Annotated in this window: 15 protein-coding genes; 8 read left to right on the forward strand and 7 right to left on the reverse strand. The window is 68.7% G+C overall.

The features are described 5' to 3' along the window. Positions 1-8 precede the first annotated feature (8 nt). The 3 genes from ABD378_RS29555 to ABD378_RS29565 all read right to left on the reverse strand — a co-directional run bounded on the left by ABD378_RS29555 (position 9) and on the right by ABD378_RS29565 (position 4,164). Positions 9-1,892, reverse strand: coding sequence for a DNA/RNA helicase domain-containing protein (locus ABD378_RS29555; protein ID WP_344525649.1), 1,884 nt, complete (start codon positions 1,890-1,892; stop codon positions 9-11). A 517-nt stretch (positions 1,893-2,409) separates the two neighbouring features. Then, a complete protein-coding gene (locus ABD378_RS29560) occupies positions 2,410-3,348 on the reverse strand; it encodes an ornithine cyclodeaminase family protein (protein WP_344525651.1) in 939 nt (312 codons plus the stop codon). 171 nt (positions 3,349-3,519) lie between these two features. Continuing rightward, the gene (locus ABD378_RS29565) at positions 3,520-4,164 is read right to left on the reverse strand and encodes a dihydrofolate reductase family protein (RefSeq protein ID WP_344525653.1); all 645 of its coding nucleotides are present in this window, start codon (positions 4,162-4,164) and stop codon (positions 3,520-3,522) included. Positions 4,165-4,396: 232 nt separating this feature from the next. On the opposite strand from ABD378_RS29565, the gene pcaDC reads away from it, so the two are divergent. From pcaDC to ABD378_RS29580, 3 genes are read left to right on the forward strand one after another with little or no spacing between them, the layout of a single operon-like run. After that, positions 4,397-5,713 carry a bifunctional 3-oxoadipate enol-lactonase/4-carboxymuconolactone decarboxylase PcaDC gene (gene pcaDC / locus ABD378_RS29570; protein WP_425583884.1) on the forward strand — a complete coding sequence of 439 codons (1,317 nt, stop codon included), beginning with the start codon at positions 4,397-4,399 and terminating at the stop codon, positions 5,711-5,713. 40 nt (positions 5,714-5,753) lie between these two features. Next, positions 5,754-6,386, forward strand: coding sequence for an MBL fold metallo-hydrolase (locus tag ABD378_RS29575; RefSeq protein WP_344525689.1), 633 nt, complete (start codon positions 5,754-5,756; stop codon positions 6,384-6,386). Positions 6,387-6,416: 30 nt separating this feature from the next. Continuing rightward, the gene (locus ABD378_RS29580) at positions 6,417-7,196 is read left to right on the forward strand and encodes an exodeoxyribonuclease III (RefSeq protein ID WP_344525657.1); all 780 of its coding nucleotides are present in this window, start codon (positions 6,417-6,419) and stop codon (positions 7,194-7,196) included. Positions 7,197-7,265: 69 nt separating this feature from the next. On the opposite strand, the gene ABD378_RS29585 is transcribed toward ABD378_RS29580, so the two are convergent. Further along, positions 7,266-9,050, reverse strand: a complete 1,785-nt coding sequence (locus ABD378_RS29585) for an SGNH/GDSL hydrolase family protein (protein WP_344525659.1) — start codon at positions 9,048-9,050, stop codon at positions 7,266-7,268. Positions 9,051-9,278: 228 nt separating this feature from the next. Here ABD378_RS29585 and ABD378_RS29590 point away from each other — a divergent pair, with 228 nt between their 5' ends. The 5 genes from ABD378_RS29590 (at position 9,279) to ABD378_RS29610 (ending at position 13,025) form a co-directional block, all read left to right on the forward strand. Continuing rightward, on the forward strand, positions 9,279-9,719 hold the full coding sequence (locus tag ABD378_RS29590; RefSeq protein ID WP_344525661.1) for a DUF6278 family protein: 441 nt from the start codon (positions 9,279-9,281) through the stop codon (positions 9,717-9,719). A gap of 121 nt (positions 9,720-9,840) precedes the next feature. Next, positions 9,841-10,584 (forward strand): amino acid ABC transporter ATP-binding protein, encoded by a 744-nt coding sequence (locus ABD378_RS29595; protein ID WP_344525663.1) that lies wholly within the window; start codon positions 9,841-9,843, stop codon positions 10,582-10,584. Positions 10,585-10,599: 15 nt separating this feature from the next. After that, entirely contained in the window at positions 10,600-11,505 is a 906-nt protein-coding gene (locus ABD378_RS29600) for a glutamate ABC transporter substrate-binding protein (protein ID WP_344525691.1), read from the forward strand. 9 nt (positions 11,506-11,514) lie between these two features. Then, complete coding sequence (locus ABD378_RS29605) at positions 11,515-12,159, forward strand: amino acid ABC transporter permease (RefSeq protein WP_344525665.1); 645 nt, start codon at positions 11,515-11,517, stop codon at positions 12,157-12,159. Then, positions 12,156-13,025: an amino acid ABC transporter permease gene (locus tag ABD378_RS29610; RefSeq protein ID WP_344525667.1), complete on the forward strand. Its 870-nt coding sequence runs from the start codon at positions 12,156-12,158 to the stop codon at positions 13,023-13,025. The genes ABD378_RS29605 and ABD378_RS29610 overlap by 4 nt, the downstream gene beginning before the upstream one ends. 38 nt (positions 13,026-13,063) lie before the next feature. On the opposite strand, the gene ABD378_RS29615 is transcribed toward ABD378_RS29610, so the two are convergent. From ABD378_RS29615 to ABD378_RS29625, 3 genes are all read right to left on the reverse strand, one after another. Then, on the reverse strand, positions 13,064-14,668 hold the full coding sequence (locus ABD378_RS29615; protein ID WP_344525669.1) for an alpha/beta fold hydrolase: 1,605 nt from the start codon (positions 14,666-14,668) through the stop codon (positions 13,064-13,066). 112 nt (positions 14,669-14,780) lie between these two features. Then, entirely contained in the window at positions 14,781-15,980 is a 1,200-nt protein-coding gene (locus ABD378_RS29620) for a L,D-transpeptidase (RefSeq protein WP_425583885.1), read from the reverse strand. Between the two features lie 142 nt (positions 15,981-16,122). Further along, on the reverse strand, positions 16,123-16,881 hold the full coding sequence (locus tag ABD378_RS29625) for a hypothetical protein (RefSeq protein WP_344525671.1): 759 nt from the start codon (positions 16,879-16,881) through the stop codon (positions 16,123-16,125). Positions 16,882-17,128 lie beyond the last annotated feature (247 nt).

Raw genomic sequence — 17,128 nt, forward strand, 5'->3', positions numbered from 1 at the left:
GGGGCCCGCTAGGCGGGAACCGTGGCGTCGGCCCCCGTCCCCATGAGTTCCCGCAGCTTGTCGCGTGTCTCGGGATCGGTGGAGTAGATCACCGTGCCGATCATGCCGCGGGTCAGCAACACCTTGTACGTATTGCGAATGAGGCGGTCGACGTCGGCGTCCGGCGTGGCTCTGGTGAACACCGGATCCTTTGACGCCGTGCGGTCGACGACCCACTTGTCCCCGCGCCACACCAGATCGGGGCCGATGATGACGCCGCTCCAGTCGTACTCGAATCCCTGCGCTGTGTAGACACAACCGACCTGCCCGAAGCCGGCCGGATCTGTGGCCCACAGGGCAGCGGGAGGAGCGCCCAGTACGGCCCGGTCGCCAAAGACGTTCCATGGCCGCGCCCAGTCACCGATCGTGACATCCGCAGGAAGCGCCTGCCCCGGCGGAATCTTGGTGGTCCACTTCCAGCAGTACCCGGCGGACATTCTCGCCCCGTACCCGTGGGCTCGACGGTCGGCGAGAAAGGCCTCCAACTCCTCAGGGCTGTCGACGACTTCGAGCCCGACCTTCCCGTCCGGATCCCAGACCACCGGCTGATCGCCATCAAGCCCGAGCAGTCGAACCACCCACCTCAGATACGAGTCACTGCCTCCGCACCGGAACTGGCTGTCCAGCGACACCACCCGGCAGTCCAACTTCTTCGCCGCGGCGGCCTGTTGAATCTGCCCGACCGTCCCCATTTCTCCCGGCCGCACAACCTGATGCTGATCAAGCAGAAACACCGGAACACGCGCGGCGTCGATCAACTCCTCGATCTGTGCCTTGTCGGTGCGCAGTTCGGCCTTGGTGTACCGATTGGCCGACGTCTTGCGAATCCGATGTGCCTCGTCGCAGATGAGTACGCCGAGGCCATTGCGCTCGGCGGTCATGAAGCTGTTGAAGTACTTGAAGAGATCCTGCACTTCACGCTTCCGGGCCCCGGCCACCTTCCGCATCGTCTTCGTGAACGACTGCGATCCGGTGGCGTGCAGCGCGGGCACGCTCCGCCGATACAGCTCACCAAGCAGTGACAGCGCGATCACGCTCTTGCCCGAACCAGGCCCGCCCGTCACCACGATCACTTCCTTGTGGTCGGCCTGTTCTGCCTTCCGTACGGCACCGAGCACCATCTCGTACGCGATCCGCTGCTCATCGAGCAAGACGAACTGTTCCCGCTCACGCACCTCTTGAGCAGCGACGGACATCAACTGTGTCGAGGGCTGGATCTTGCCGCCGATCAGTTCATCAGCGGCGGCGGCCCCGGACTGCGGTGCGAGCCGCGTCTGCAGATATCCGATGAAGTCACCACGCCTGTCGGCGGTGAACAGCCGCCCACGCTCACTCTGTTCGACCTCGTCCAGCCCGCTCACGCCGAACTCGGTGGCGTTGTGCAGGAAAGCCGCACCGGAAATCCGCTCCGGGTGTTTGGCCAGCGCCCCGTTGAACGACACCAGGTAGTCGCAGTAACCCCGAACCTGCTCGATCGGATTGAGCACGGGCCGTGCGTACGCCTCAACACGACACAGCAGCGGCTCGCCATCCTCGGGATGAGCTTCGCTCCACTGCTTGAGTTCCACGATGACGTACGAGGGCTCGCCGGTCCGCGGATGCACCCCGGCCAACACCGCGTCCGCACGCTTGCTGGTGAGCGGCAGGGCATACTCCAGCATCACCTCAACCTGTCCGAGCCCGGCGTCGAGCAGCGCCCCGGTGAGCGCGGGAATGCTCCGCTCCCAGGAGCGCACTTCGGAGATGCCGGGCTTGTAGCCGTGTGTATGCACGAACTGCTCTGTCAGATGCAGGAACAGCGAACCCTCAAGGGCTCGCGCGGCGACCGACTCGGCGGACTCGCGGAACAGCAAGGAATGCCCCCAGGCAGCACGAAATTGCTCGTGCGGGTGGGGGCATGTCCTGGAACGGAAGCCTGTCGGGCCGCGTTGACGATTGACCGCAGAATATCGTGGGGGCCGGGAGCCGCGCTCGGACCATGTTGGTTGCTGACGGGCGTGACCCGCCAACGGGCCTCGGCGCAGGGGCTACTGATCCACTTTCGGCAGATCACACCGAGGTCACCAGGGCATTCAGCTCGGCCCGGCCTCGACCCGATCACGTCCAGCCATGGCTGTGGGGCGGTCCCGGGCGGGACTGATCCAGGACATCTACGAGTTGTTCTCCGGCGTGCAGGGCCGCAGGCAACAGTCCGAACGACGGCTGATCGTGTCGCCCCTGCCGCTGCGGCCGCAGGGCCCCTGCCAACGTGTGGACGTACCCATCAGGCTCCCCCCTTTCCCAGTACCGTCAGCGTTGTGGTCACCCCTGTGGCGAGGAGGGTGAGGGTGGGCGTCAGCAGGGCGCAGGCAGGTGCACGAAGCAAGGTGGTCAGTCGAGGGCCCTCCACCCCTCATAAACAGCCGCCCCCACCCCCAAGTCCTCCCAAGCCATCCCCGCGGACTTGAACAACCGAGGCCGGTCCTCGGCCACTTCCACCTCGCCGCGCACCAACTCGCCCAGCGTCCGCAGCCGCTCCACGTCAAAGGCGCCCGCGTCCACCGCGAGGACGATGTCGCCGCACTCCCGCAGCGCCACCCCGTGCGACTCGGCCACCACCAGGCCGCGTCGCAGAAGCTCCTCGTCCACCTCGCGTGCGTCCGGCTCGTGCGAGCCCACTGCCGCGACCGTCGCGTGGGACGGGAGCAGTGCGCTGTCGAAGAGCGGTTCGCGGGCCGTCGTGCAGCAGCAGACCACGTCGGCGGTCGCGACGTCCGCCGCGGTCGCGGGCGCGGCCGACAGGCCCGCCTCGCGGCATCGGTCGACGAAGGTCGCCACCCGCTCCGGGTTCCGCGCCACGACGTCCACGTGTTCCAGCGTCGGGCGCACCGCGCGGACCGCCTCCACGTGACCCCAGGCCTGGGGGCCGGTGCCGAAGACCAGGAGGCGGCGGGCATCCGCGACCGCGAGGTGCTTGATCGCGGCTCCTGAGACCGCCGGAGTGCGCAGGGACGTCAGGGCGATTCCGTCCAGGAGGGCCAGGGGCGTGTGGATCGTTCCGTCCAGGAGGAGGTACACGCCCTGGACGCGCGGGAGGTCGAGGGCCGCGTTCCCGGGGGTGACCGTGGCGATCTTCACCCCCGTGTACGACGTCGTGGAGGACGGCATCAGGAGGAGCTGGCCGCCGGGTACGTCGACCACTCCCCGCGGAGGTTCCGCCTCCGGGTCCAGGCCTGTCTTGAGGACGGCTTCCACCGCCTCGATCGCCGTGGACATCGGTACGAGCCGGGACATCGCCTCGGCGTCGATGTAGGGCGGGGCCTCACTCATGCGTGGTTCCTTTCGGGGGTCGGCGGCTCGTGCCGTTCTGCTCGCAGCACGGCGCGTTCATGATCACCTCACCCCATGGAACACCACCCCTCACACAGGGGCTTGAGGCGGAACCAGTCTTCCTGCCGTCGGCCCCTCCCGGCCGCCGGGCGAGGCGGGGGCTCGCGCGCGTCACTTGCGCCAGAACAGGTGGTGCGTCACTCCGCTCGCGCTGGGGACGACATCGAGGTGGAACCGGTCGAGCAGTTCGTCGGGTGACTCCCACAGCCGTGTCCCGGATCCGAGCTTCACCGGGGAGACCGCCACGTGCAGGGTGTCGACGAGGTCGGCGTCGAGGAACTGCCGGATGGTGGTGGCCCCGCCGCCGAGCCGGACGTCCTTGCCCTGCGCGGCCTCCCGCGCCTGTTCGAGGACCGCCGCCGGGTCGCCGCCGACGAAGTGGAACGTGGTGTCGGAGAGCGTGAACGAAGGGCGCTCGTGGTGGGTCATGACGAACACCGGGGTGTGGAACGGGGGCTCGTCACCCCACCAGCCCTGCCACTCGTGGTCCTGCCAGGGTCCGCGCTGCGGCCCGAACTTGTTGCGGCCCATGATCTCGGCGCCGATGTTGTGTGCGAAGTCCCGCGTGAAGTAGTCGTCGAGGCCCCGGCTTCCCCCGGGGTCGGTGCGGTTGGGCCAGCTCGCCGTGGCCCCGGCCCAGGCGAACATCTCCCCGGGGTCGGCGTCACCGAACGGCCTTTCGAGGCTCTGGTGCTCACCGGCACCGAATCCGTCCCGCGAGACGGTGAAGTTCTGCACTCTCAGCAGCTGAGCCATGTGTCTTCTCCTGTCCTTTCCTTCTCCTGCGTTGGAGGTCCTCTTTGGAGGTCCTCTGTTGGCGGCAACGGTAGGACTGCCGCGGCCGGGAAAACTCATCGGCGCGGCCCGAGCCGATGAGCGGCCTGCCAGCCGGACCCCGGAGATCTCCGTCACCTTCGCCTGTACGATGCCCGTTCGACCTGGGGTGGTTTGGTGCAGGCTGCTACCCGCGTCCGTGTGATTTTGTGAGATGTGGGAGCGTGAGCGGGTGAGTGAGAAGACGACTGCGACCCTGCAATACCGCTTTGACGGGCCGGAAGACGCCCCGGTACTGATCCTGGGACCATCCCTCGGCACCACCTGGCACATGTGGGACCGGCAGGTGCCCGAGCTGGTCAAGCAGTGGCGTGTGTTCCGGTTCGACATGCCCGGACACGGGGGCGCCCCCGCGCACCCCTGCGGCTCCGTCGGCGAGCTCGCCCAGCGGCTCCTCGCCACGCTCGACGAGGTCGGCGTGCAGAGCTTCGGCTACGCGGGCTGTGCGTTCGGCGGCGCGATCGGCGCCGAGCTCGCCCTGCGGCACCCGCAGCGCGTCGCATCGCTTGCGCTGATATCCGCGTCGCCGCGCTTCGGCAGCGCCGACGAGTTCCGCCAGCGCGGGGTCATCGTGCGGAGCAATGGTCTCGATCCCATCGCGCGTACATCCCCCGAGCGCTGGTTCACGCCCGGCTTCGCCGCCGCGCAGCCCGCGATCACCGACTGGGCCGTACAGATGGTGCGGACCACGGATCCCGGCTGCTACATCGCCGCCTGCGAGGCGCTCGCCGCCTTCGACGTGCGTGCCGAGCTGGCCCGGATCGGGGTGCCCACCCTCGTCCTGGTCGGGTCGGAGGACCAGGTCACCGGGCAGGGCGAGGCCCGCACCCTCGTCGCCGGCATACCGGACGCCCGCCTCGCCGTCGTGCCGGGCGCCTCCCACCTCGCTCCCGTCGAGCAGCCCGCGGCGGTCACCGACCTCCTCGTACGTCACTTCTCCACCGCCTGGCAGATCGCGACCGACGCCACCGGTTCGCACGCGGCGATCAGCGCACCGCCCGTCAAGCCGATCCTCGCCCCGCCGCCGCCCGTCTTCCCGGTCGCCGAGATCGGACCCATGGAGCAGCCCGAAGCCGTGGGCGGCGGACGCCCCGACCCGTACGAAGCGGGGATCAAGGTCCGCCGTGAGGTGCTCGGCGACGCGCACGTCGACCGCGCGCTCGCCGCGGCCGACGACTTCTCCACGGACTTCCAGGAGCTCATCACGCGCTACGCCTGGGGCGAGGTCTGGAACCGGCCCGGCCTGGACCGGCGCTCCCGCAGCTGCGTGACCCTCACGGCGCTCGTCGCGGGCGGGCACCTCGATGAGCTGGCCTTCCACACCCGCGCCGCCCTGCGCAACGGCCTCACCCCGCAGGAGATCAAGGAAGTGCTGCTCCAGGCGGCCGTCTATTGCGGCGTACCCGCGGCGAACTCCGCCTTCAAGGTCGCCCAGGCCGTGATCCGCGAGGAAACCACGCCCCAGGAGTGAGGCGTAGCAGGATGGGGGCATGACGACTGCCGCGAAGCGCATCAAGCTCACGAAGAAGACACACGCCTGTGTCCGCCTGGAGCGGGACGGCCTCAGTCTCGTCATCGACCCGGGCACCTTCAGCGAACAGGACGCGGCGGTCGGCGCCGACGCGATCCTCGTCACGCACGAGCACCCCGACCACTTCAACGAGGACCGGCTGCGCGCCGGCCTCGAGGCCAACCCGGCCGCCGAGATCTGGACCCTGCGCTCCGTCGCGGAGAAGATCTCGGCGGCCTTCCCGGGACGGGTGCACACCGTCGGGCACGGCGACACCTTCACGGCCGCCGGGTTCGACGTGCAGGTGCACGGCGAGCTGCACGCCGTGATCCACCCGGACATCCCGCGGATCACCAACGTCGGCTATCTGGTCGACGGTTCGGTCTTCCACCCGGGCGACGCGCTGACCGTGCCCGAGCAGCCGGTGGACACGCTGATGCTGCCGGTGATGGCGCCCTGGAACAAGATCTCCGAGGTCATCGACTACGTACGCGAGGTCAAGCCGCAGCGCGCCTACGACATCCACGACGCGCTGCTCACGGATCTGGCCCGGCCGATCTACGACTCGCAGATCGGGTCACTCGGCGGCGCCGAGCACCTGCGGCTCACCCCGGGAGAGTCCGCCGAGCTCTGAGTGTCAGTGCCGCCCGGTAGGTTGTGAGGCATGCGCATTGCCACCTGGAACGTGAACTCGATCACCGCTCGGCTGCCCAGGCTGCTCGCCTGGCTGGAGAGCAGCGGTACGGATGTGCTGTGCATCCAGGAGACCAAGACCACCGCCGAGCAGTTCCCCGCCGCCGAGCTGCGCGAGCTCGGCTACGAGTCGGCGGTGAACGCGACGGGGCGGTGGAACGGCGTCGCGCTTGTCTCCCGAGTGGGCCTCGACGACGTGACGCTCGGACTGCCGGAGGGGCCGGACTACGACGGCGTCCAGGAGCCGCGCGCGATCTCCGCGACCTGTGGTCCCGCGCGTGTCTGGTCGGTGTATGTGCCGAACGGCCGCGAGGTGGACCACGCGCACTTCGCGTACAAACTGCAGTGGTTCGAGGCGCTGAAGGCCTCGGTCGCCGCCGACTCGGCGGGCGCGCGGCCGTTCGCGGTCCTCGGGGACTTCAACGTGGCGCCGACCGACGAGGACGTGTGGGACCCCGCTCTGTTCGAGGGCGCCACGCATGTGACCCCCGCCGAGCGCGCGGCGCTCGCGGCCCTGCGGGAGGCGGGTCTCTCGGACGTCGTGCCGCGCCCCCTGAAGTACGACCACCCCTTCACGTACTGGGACTACCGGCAGCTCGGCTTCCCCAAGAACAGGGGGATGCGCATCGACCTGGTGTACGGGAACGAGGCGTTCACGAAGGCCGTGACGGATTCGTACGTGGACCGTGAGGAGCGCAAGGGCAAGGGCGCGTCGGATCATGCGCCGGTCGTGGTGGACCTGGATCTCTAGGCAGGCGCGTGCGCAGGCGCGGCGGCGGCAGGGGCAGAGAAATACCTGGCCCCTGCCGCCGCTGGGCCGCTAGTCCGGAACCAGCACGCCCAGGTCCACCGACTCCGCGATCGCCGCGAGCCCCGCGTCCCCCGGATGCAAATGGTCCCCGCTGTCGTACGCGGCCAGCATCCGCGCCGGATTCCCCGGATCCCGCAGCACCGCGTCGAAGTCGAGGACGGCGTCGAAGTCGCCGCCGCCCCGCAGATAGGCGTTGACCTTCACCCGCTCCGCATCCGCCGCCGCCGTGCACAGGGACTCGCCCTGGCAGGGTGCGATCGTCGCGGCCACCACCCGCAGGCCCCGCGCGTGCGCCCGCTCGGCGATCTCCCGCATGCCGACGACCACTTGATCCGCCCGTGCGCCCCAGCGGACGTCGTTGACGCCTTCGAAGACGACGACCGTACGGGCCGACGTCTGGGCGAACACATCACGGTCCAGGCGGTGCAGCGCGCTCACGCCGCCCGTGTCGGTGGAGACACCGTCGCCGGGATAGCGGTCCGCGATCACGCGGTTCGCCGAGATCCCCTGGTTGAGCACCCCGAAACGCGGGACATCGTCCTGCTGGAGCAGCCGCGTCGCCAGCACGTTGGGCCAGCGGTGATTCGCGTCCTGCGTCGACTTCACCCCGTCCGTGATGGAGTCGCCGAGCAGCACCACCGACCCGGGCCCGCCCGACACGTCGACCCCGGTGAGCAGCGGCCAGGTCGAGATCGTCGATGTGTAGGCCGCCGGTGAGCCGTCCGCCGCGTGGTCGCCGGGGCCGCTCACGTACGAACGCTGAATGGCCTGGCTGTGGACGGGCGCGGTCGTCACCGCCTCGGGGAGGTGGAAACTCACCAGGAGATTCGTGTCCTCGGGCACGTCGAAGTCGAGCGGGTCGCTGAACGCCTGTGCCCCCGCCGGGACTTCGGTGCCGCCCTCGCCCCTGAACGACAGCCGCCGCGGCTCGCCCCGCGCCCCCGCGCCGGACTCCTGCACCGCCACCGTGGCGCTCCCGATCCGCACCGGCGCAGAGGCGAAGGTGTTGTCGAGCCGGATCCGCACCCGCGGCCCGCCCGTGCTCGTGTGGACGACGAGCCGCACGGTCCGGTCGGCCCACGGCCCCACCGCCGTGTACCCGGCGGTCGACGCCGACCAGCTGCCGGTCCATCCCTTCGCAGGCTGCCGCACGGAGAGCGAGAAGACGTGCAGATCCGGGGCGCCCGGGTCCTTCGGCAGGGTCACCGACGCGACCTCGCGCCCGCGCGCCACCGGTACCGTCACGACGTACAGCCGTGCCTTCTCGGCGAGTTGGCCGCCCGGGGTGTTCACGTGCGGCAGCGCGACTGCCTTCGTGGCGAGCGGGCCCGAGCGCCAGTCGGGTGCCGTCAGGCGGTACGTGCCCTTCGAGCCGTCCCGGTAGCGCACCGTCCCCGCGCCGCTCGCCTCGCCGCCCGTGCCCGCGACCAGGAACGCCAGGGCGTCCCCGCGCCCGCGTACCCGCACGGACTGTCCGTCGGCGCGGACGTTGTCCGCCTCGCCCGCCTTCGTGCGGGGCCAGGCGAGCCGCGCCCCGTCCACGGCGAGTGAACGGCCCGGGGTCCAGCCCGCCCCGGTCAGGTCCCGCGCCGAGAGCGAGCCGCCCGAGCCGTCGAAGTCCGCGTCACCGGGCCGCGCGTCGTCGCTGACCGCCCTGTTGTCGAAGAGCCGCTCCAGCGGGAGCGGCTCGGGTCTGTGCGGGGCGGCCTGCGCCGCCGCCACGGGGACGATGCCGGTGAGTACCGTGAGTACGGCTGCCGCACCCCATGAACGTCGGCCTGGACGTTGGAGCATGAAGACCCCCATGGCTGTAGCTGACGTGACGACAGGTGCGCCATGAAGCTAAGGAGGTCAGGGAGAAGCGTCAATGAGGTGCGCGTGAACACGACCCGAACTCGCCGGGATGCCACGTACCGGCAGTTCGCCGCCGCGTCGGGGGTACTCGCATGATTCCGTGATCAACTGACACAAGTTACATTCGTTGGACCGGGGAGCAGAGGCACCCTCACGGAGAGGCCGATCATGAACATCTCCTTCTTCGGCAAGTGGCGCAAGCAGCAGGCCGCCGACCGAAGCCCAGGACTCGCCTCGGCGTTCGACAAGGATCCGGCGGGCGTGGCCGAACTCCTTTCCGAGTGCGAGCTGCTGCGCTCCCAGGCAGCCACCGCAGGTCTCGAACTCGACGACTCCCCGGCCTCGTTGACCGCGCTCGACCAGCTCCTGCCGCGCTGGCGCGACGACCCCGAGCTGCTGCCGTGGCTCGGCAACGACGCGGGCCTGTACCTGGGTTCGATCATCGTCCGCAGGGTGCCGGGCGCCACCTGGCACGTCTGGCCCGGCGGCAGTCCCGTCGTGCGGCTCGCGTCGGGGCGCGAGATCCAGGTGGTGGAGGCGGGGCTCGACTGGGCCGTGCAGGGGGCTCCCGAGCTGTCCCAGGTCTACGCGGAGGCGTCGGAGACGTAGCCGTGGGATGACGTAACTGGAAATACGGTTAATGCCCATAAGTGCGTGTCGTCCAGTAAGTCCCGTTTTCACGTGGATAGTTTGCGCGGACCGACACCGCCGAGAGTGGGCAGGGCAGGGCATGGCCGTCGATCCGCTGATCGAGCTGCGTGATGTGAACAAGTACTACGGGGAGCTGCATGTCCTCCAGGACATCAACCTCACCGTCGGCAAGGGGGAGGTGGTCGTGGTCATCGGCCCGTCAGGGTCGGGGAAATCAACGCTCTGCAGGACGATCAACCGTCTTGAGACGATCCAGTCGGGAGCCATCGCACTGGACGGGCAGCCGCTTCCGGAAGAGGGCAAGGCACTGGCCACACTCCGTGCCGACGTGGGCATGGTGTTCCAGTCCTTCAACCTCTTCGCACACAAGACAGTGCTGCAGAACGTCTCCCTCGCGCCGGTCAAGGTGCGGGGCCGCAAGAAGGACGACGCCACGCGGCGCTCCCGCGAGCTCCTGGAACGGGTGGGCCTCGCGACACAGGCCGACAAGTACCCGGCCCAGCTCTCGGGCGGCCAGCAGCAGCGCGTGGCCATCGCACGCGCGCTCGCCATGGAGCCCAAGGTGATGCTCTTCGACGAGCCGACATCGGCCCTCGACCCCGAGATGATCAATGAAGTGCTCGAGGTCATGCAGGGTCTCGCCCGCGACGGCATGACGATGGTCGTCGTCACCCACGAGATGGGCTTCGCCCGTTCGGCCGCCAACCGTGTCGTCTTCATGGACAACGGCCGCATCGTCGAGGACCGGGCCCCCGAGGAGTTCTTCAGCAACCCGGAGAGCGACCGCGCCAAGGACTTCCTCTCCAAGATCCTCAAGCACTGACGGGGGCCAGGCATGATGCGTACGACACGTCTGCTCGCGGCGCTCGTCATCGCCGCCTGCGCCGCGACCGCCTGCGGCAAGGAAGGCAGCCCCCCGGTGAAGGGGCCGCCCCCCGGTGAACTGCCCAAGTACCAGGTGGCGAAGGGATTCACGCTGCCGGGCTCCGGCACCTGGAAGAAGGCGAAACGGCGCGGCCACCTCGTCGTCGGGGCCAAGGAGGACCAGCCGTTCCTCGGCGAGAAGAACCCCGCCACCGGGGACTACACCGGCTTCGACATCGAGATCGCCAAGATGATCTCCGCCTCGCTCGGCTTCGACCCGAAGTCGATCCGGTTCAGGACGATCGCGTCGGCGAACCGCGAGACCGCCCTGCAGAACGGGCAGATCGACTACTACGTCGGCACCTACACCATCAACGACCTCCGAAAGAAGCTCGTCGGCTTCGCCGGCCCCTACTACATGGCAGGACAGGGCCTGCTCGTGCGCACCGACGAGGACGACATCAACGGGCCGCAGGACCTGGACGGCAAACGGGTCTGCTCGGCGGCCGGGTCGACCCCCTTCCAGCGCATCCAGAAGGAGTACCCGAAGGCGACGCTCGTCGCCTACGACACGTACTCGGTCTGTGTCGACAACCTGCTGACCTATCAGGTCGACGCCGTCACCACCGACGACGCGATCCTGATCGGGTACGCGGCCAAGGTGCCCGACGAACTCAAGGTGGTCGGCAAGCCGTTCTCCGAGGAGCCCTACGGCATCGGCGTCCCCAAGGGCGACAACACCCTGCGGTTCGCCGTCGACGACGCGCTCGCCGCCCGGGAGAAGAACGGCGACTGGAAGAAGGCCTACGACGCCACGCTCGGCCTCTCCGGAGTCCCGGCGCCGAAGCCGCCCGCCATCGACCGCTACCCGGCGAGCTGAGGAGGCGTCGTGGACGTACTGACAGACAACTTCTCCACCTTCGGCAAGGGGTTCATCGGCACCGTCGAACTCACCGTCTACGCCTCCATCCTCGCCCTCGTGCTCGGCTTCGTCATGGCGTCGTTCCGGGTGGCACCGGTCGGCTCCTTCCGGGCCTTCGGCACCGCCTGGGTGACGGTCCTGCGCAACACCCCGCTCACACTGCTCTTCTTCGCGGTGCTGCTCGGACTCCCGCGCTTCGGACTCGTCCTGCCCTTCAAGGTGTTCGCCGTCCTCGCGCTCGGCTGCTACACCTCCGCCTTCATCTGTGAGGCACTGCGCTCGGGCATCAACACCGTCCCCAAGGGCCAGGGCGAAGCCGCCCGCAGCCTGGGGATGACCTTCGGACAGACGCTGTCCATGGTCGTGCTGCCGCAGGCCTTCCGGTCCGTCATCTCGCCGGTCGGCTCCAACCTCATCGCACTGGCCAAGAACTCGGCGATCGCGGGCGCGTTCAGCGTCACTGAGCTGCTCGGCACGTACAAGACGCTCAATGAGCTCGGCTACAACATCATCTGGACGTTCGTCTGGATCGCCGTCGGCTACCTGATCATCACCCTCGCCATCAGCGCCATCTTCAATGTCCTCGAAAAGCGCTGGGGAGTCGCCCGATGAAAGCCCTCTCCCACGATTCCACCGCCCTCTACGACGTCCCTGGCCCCAAGACCGAGCGCAGACACAAGCTCTACGGGCTGGTTTCCACCGTGGCGCTGCTCGCGCTGTTCGGGTGGGCCCTCTATCTGCTCTTCGACACCGACCAGTTCACCGAGACGAAGTGGATGCCCTTCGAGTACAAGGGCATCCAGGAACTCCTGCTGAGGGGTCTGGGGAACACTCTCAAGGCCTTCGCCATCTCCGCGGTGCTCGCGCTCGCGCTCGGCGGACTGCTCGCCGTGGGGCGGCTCTCCGAACACCGTCCCGTGCGCTGGCTGGCCACGCTCCTCGTGGAGTTCTTCCGCGCGATGCCGGTCCTGGTGATGATCTTCTTCGTCTTCGTGGCGCTGAAGGTCCAGCCGCTGCCGGCGCTGGTCACCGGGCTCACGCTCTACAACGGCTCGGTGCTCGCCGAGGTCTTCCGTTCGGGCGTGAACTCCGTGGAGCGCGGGCAGCGGGAGTCGGCGTACGCGCTGGGCATGCGCAAGACACAGGTCATGAGTCACGTCCTGGTGCCACAGGCCCTGCGCGCCATGCTGCCCGCCATCATCAGCCAGTTGGTGGTGGCTCTGAAGGACACCTCGCTCGGCTTCTTGATCACCTATGAGGAGTTCCTCCACGCCGGGAAGCTGATCGCGTCGAACCTCGACTACGATCTACCTTTCATCCCCGTGGTTCTGGTGATCTCGCCGATCTACATCGGGATGTGCATGCTGCTCTCGTGGTTCGCCCAGTGGGTGTCCAAGCGACAGCGGCGCAATCCCAAGACCGAGGCCGCGGAAGTGGCCCCGGCCGAACCAGGGACGCTGCTGCCGGGTGTGCAGTAGCTACAGGGGCCAGGGCCCGACCCGGCAGCAGCCGGTGATCACTGTTCGCGCAGCGGGACCGACACGTACGACGGGTCGGACGCGGGCGAGGAGAAGGTCAGCTGCGCGCCGGACGGGTTGTGCTCGATGTAGAGCGGGTCGACCGTGTCGACCACCAGGGCGAGCTTGTGTCCTGCCGGTACGTCGTAGGCCGTGGAGAACAACTCCAGGTCCACGCCGAACGGTTGGCCGGGGGTCTTGCCGTGGAAGGTGTACGGCGCGTTGCTGACCAGCTTGCCGAGGCCGAGCGGGCCCACGTCGTAGAGGTACGCGACGAGGGTGCCGCTCTCCTTGGTGCTGGTGAGCGTGGTGTGCAACTCAGCCGTCCCGCGCACCCGCTGGGGGCTTTCGTACTTCTCGGACTGCCATACGCCCGCGTAACGCCGCGGAAGGAGCGGCACCGAGGCCATCGGCGGGATCTTGAGGAACTGGTCGAGGGCGTTGGAGAGCATCACGATGCCGCCGTTGGCGCCGGAGTCGACGTTCGCGCGGATCGTGGTGGAGCCCGCCAGGTCGATCTTCTTCTTCGTCGCTCCGACGGACTTCCAGTCGGGGTAGCCCTCGTAGCCGCCCGTCGAGCGGGACTTGAGCTGGACGGGCTGCTCGGTGTCGACGCCGTTCTTCTCGCCCTTGAGGTAGCGGTCGAACCAGCGCTGGGTGGAGGTCCAGGTGTCGTTGGGAAGGCCGAGCAGGCCGGTCGCCTCGGCCGTCGCGTGGTCGCCCGGACGGAATTCGAGGCGCTTGGGTCCCGTCAACTGCTCGTAGAACTTGGCGTATTGGTTGGGCGGGAAGATCGTGTCGCCCCAGGCGTTGCCCATCATGACGGCCGCGCCGTTCTTGTTGATCTGGTCGACGTAGGTCGCCGGGGAGCGCTTGGCGCCCCACGCGATCATCTCGTCCTCCTTGTCCAGGTTGGACCCGAGGAAGTCCTTGAGGGTCTGCTGGAGTTCGGGGCTCGGACGGCCCGTGAGCACACCGGCGCCGCCGAGAAGACCGGCGGCCTGGGCGTGCTGGGTGCGGCCGCTGTAGATCGACTCGATCAGGTCGCCCCAGCCGCTGAGGGCGGCGACGGCCTTGATCCGCTTGTCGTGCCCCGCGGCGAGCAGGCTGATGCCCGCGCCGTACGAGACGCCGCCCATGCCGATCTTCTCGGGGTCGGCCGGGGTGTTCTCCAGGGTCCAGTCGATGACCTTGGAGGCGTCGGCGATGTCCTCGGGGCCGCCGGTCTCGATCTCGCCGCCGGACTGCCAGAAGCCGCGCGAGTTGTAACTGACCACGACGTAGCCGGAGTCGGCGAGCTTCTGGGCCTGTGCGACGTACTCGATCTGCGGCATGGCCCAGCTGGTGGGCAGCACGATCGCGGGGTACTTCGTGCCGGCGGTGTCCGCCTTCGCGCCCTTGGGGGTGAAGACGTTGGCCTTGAGGATCGTGCCGCCGTCGCCGGGGATGTCGACGAAGCGCACGTCCGCCGAGCTCGCCGCCTGCGGGGCCGCGGCCGGAGCCGCCTGGGCCGCCGGAGCGAGCCCGAAGGCGGCGCCGGCGACGAGGGTCGCCGACACGGCGCCCACGGTGGTCGTGCGCAGAGCCTTGCGCGGTTGTCCCACGGGTCACTCCTTACTCGTGCAAGCAAAGTGACCCGACGGTAACCTCGTGGCTTTACCGGGGGTAACCCGTCGGTAAGTTACGCCCCGGTAACGATTGTTGAGCGCTTGACCGTCAGCTCAGCGCGCTCTTCGTCTGCCAGTCGGCCCAGGAGAGGTTCCACTCGCCGTAGCCGTTGCCCGGATCGGGTACACCCTTCGAGCCGCTGCCGGAGACCTCGAAGGGGTCGCCGACCTGGACCTGGCCGTAGAGCCAGGACGCGTCGCCGTCGCTCATGCCGATGCAGCCCGAGCTGTGGTTGGTGTTGCCGAAGTACGAGGCGTTCCAGGGGGCCGCGTGCGCGTACATCCCCGACCAGGTCAGGCGCATCGAGTTGTCGACCATCTTGTCGTAGGCGTCGCCGAGGCCGACCGTCTCGGAGCGCATGTTGATCGTGCCCTCCTTGGCCATCAGGACGGACGTACCGCCCCATGAAGCCTTGTCGCCGCCGGGGGTGCCCGCCGACATCGGGACGGTCTTGACGCTCCGTCCGTCGCGGACGAGCGTCGCCTGCTTGCTGTCGAGGTCGACCTTGACCTTCTGGCTCTTGCCGACGGAGAAGCCGGTCACGTAGTCGCGGACGAACCAGCCGCCGTCGGTGCCCGAGTTGATGCCGGCGAGCTGGGCGTCGAGCTTCACCTTCGTCCCGGACTTCCAGTAGTCCTTGGGGCGCCAGTCGATGCGGTCCTTGCCGTCGTAGTTCTTGATCCAGCCCCAGGATCCGGTGGTGTCGTTCGAGGTCGTCACCTTCAGGTGCTTCTCGACCTCGGCCTTGTTCTTCACCGGGTGGTCGAAGACGACCGACAGGGGCTGTGCGACGCCGACCGTGGTGTCCTTGCCGGGCGTCAGGCTCAGCTTGTTCACCTGCTCCGGGGCTGCCGTCCTGAAGGACGTACGCGCGCTTGCGCCCTCGTCCGTCGTCGCCTCGACCTTGTACGAGGTGCCGGGCGCCGCCTTGCGGTCCGAGGTCCAGGTGGTGCCGTTCGCGGCGACCTTGCCGGTGAGTTTCTCGCCCTTGGAGTCGGCGACCGTGACCTGCTTCAGCTTGCCGTCGGCCAGCGTCACCTTGACCGGGGAGCCCGCCTTGGCCTGCTTGCCTTGCAGATTGACGGATATGTCCGGCTTGTCTGCGGCTGTGTCGGCGGACGCGGGGGTGCTGCCGGAACAGGCGGTCAGCGCGGCGGCCAGTGCCGCCAGGCCGGCGGCCGTGACCGCGGCCCCGGTGTGGCGGGTGCGTAGGGGGCGTCGGCGACTCGGCGAGCTCAGGGGCCTCAAGGGAACGTACCTCCGTGCGGATGTGGAACTGCACGGTGAGATGGCCAAAGGTCCCGATGGGTTGTCTCTTGCCCCGAATTGCCGAATAGGTCACAGAGGCCGGGTCTGAGCCGGTGCGGATGCCGCCACTGGGGGCGAGGAACTACTTGGCGCGATGAGACGTGCGCGGCGGCGTGATCGCAGGGGCCGGGGCCTGAGCGGCGCGGGTGACGTCCCCGACCAGCTCGACGACGTCGGGGCCGTACGCCTGGGAGTTCACCACCTTCAGGAGCAGGACGAAGGTGTTGGCGCCGTGCTTGCGGGCGAGGCGCTCGTGGTGCCGGGCGAGATAGCGGGTCGCCGCCTGGTTGGTGATCGCGCGCTGTCCGCAGAAGACGAAGACGGGTCTCGCCTCCTGGTCCTGCCCCGCGGTGAGCCGCGCCAGGATCACGTACTCCGATATGCCGCCCTCCATGCGGTACCGCTCGCTGCCGATCTGGAACGCCCCGCGGTCCGGGCCCGGCTCCGAGTCGGTGTTGATGCGCACCCCGGGCAGCAGCGAGTGCATGTGCGCGGCCATGCGGCGGTTCGCCGTCGGGGAACCCACGCAGAATTCCGTGCGCTCGCCGAAGCTCTGCTGGGCCGCGTCGTGCGCGACGAGCTGCGCGTGCGCCCCGCAGTCCTTGATCAGCGCGGCCAGTTCGAGGAGCGCGAACACGTCGTGGCGTACGACGGTGAGCTCGGGGCCGCCCGCCTCGCGGTTCACCACGAGCAGCGACTCGGAGTTGTCGGGCAGCCCGAAGAAGGCCTGCTTGCGGCGGAGCTTGCGCCGCCAGAGGTAGGTACGGGCGAGCCAGCCCAGCACGGCACCGAGGCCGGCCGCGATCAGGCCGAGGACGATATTGCGCACGTCTTCAGTCATGGGGGCGCATGCTAGCGGGCGCTAGGACCCGTGTTCGAGGGGGTCCTGACGTGGTGGGCGAAGCGAAGTTACGCTGCGCAGACGGTTGTTGACTGGAGGTACGAATGCGTCGTGCTGTCGTACGGAATCTGACGCTATTGGCGGTCGGAGGGGTGTTGGTGTCGGTCGGAGCGGCCGTGCCCCCTTCGTCTCCGCGCTCAGCTGAACCGGCCTCGCCGTCCCCGGAGAAGGTGCCGGTGGCCGTCGG

Source organism: Streptomyces rectiviolaceus (assembly GCF_039533825.1).
Lineage (GTDB): Bacteria > Actinomycetota > Actinomycetes > Streptomycetales > Streptomycetaceae > Streptomyces > Streptomyces rectiviolaceus.

Coding starts and splice junctions, on each gene's coding strand:
- ABD378_RS29625 (WP_344525671.1), bottom strand. CDS start 16,881: ATGACTGAAGACGTGCGCAATATCGTCCTCGGCCTGATCGCGGCCGGC.
- ABD378_RS29580 (WP_344525657.1), top strand. CDS start 6,417: ATGCGCATTGCCACCTGGAACGTGAACTCGATCACCGCTCGGCTGCCC.
- ABD378_RS29600 (WP_344525691.1), top strand. CDS start 10,600: ATGCGTACGACACGTCTGCTCGCGGCGCTCGTCATCGCCGCCTGCGCC.
- pcaDC (WP_425583884.1), top strand. CDS start 4,397: ATGTGGGAGCGTGAGCGGGTGAGTGAGAAGACGACTGCGACCCTGCAA.
- ABD378_RS29565 (WP_344525653.1), bottom strand. CDS start 4,164: ATGGCTCAGCTGCTGAGAGTGCAGAACTTCACCGTCTCGCGGGACGGA.
- ABD378_RS29610 (WP_344525667.1), top strand. CDS start 12,156: ATGAAAGCCCTCTCCCACGATTCCACCGCCCTCTACGACGTCCCTGGC.
- ABD378_RS29585 (WP_344525659.1), bottom strand. CDS start 9,050: ATGCTCCAACGTCCAGGCCGACGTTCATGGGGTGCGGCAGCCGTACTC.
- ABD378_RS29590 (WP_344525661.1), top strand. CDS start 9,279: ATGAACATCTCCTTCTTCGGCAAGTGGCGCAAGCAGCAGGCCGCCGAC.
- ABD378_RS29560 (WP_344525651.1), bottom strand. CDS start 3,348: ATGAGTGAGGCCCCGCCCTACATCGACGCCGAGGCGATGTCCCGGCTC.
- ABD378_RS29595 (WP_344525663.1), top strand. CDS start 9,841: ATGGCCGTCGATCCGCTGATCGAGCTGCGTGATGTGAACAAGTACTAC.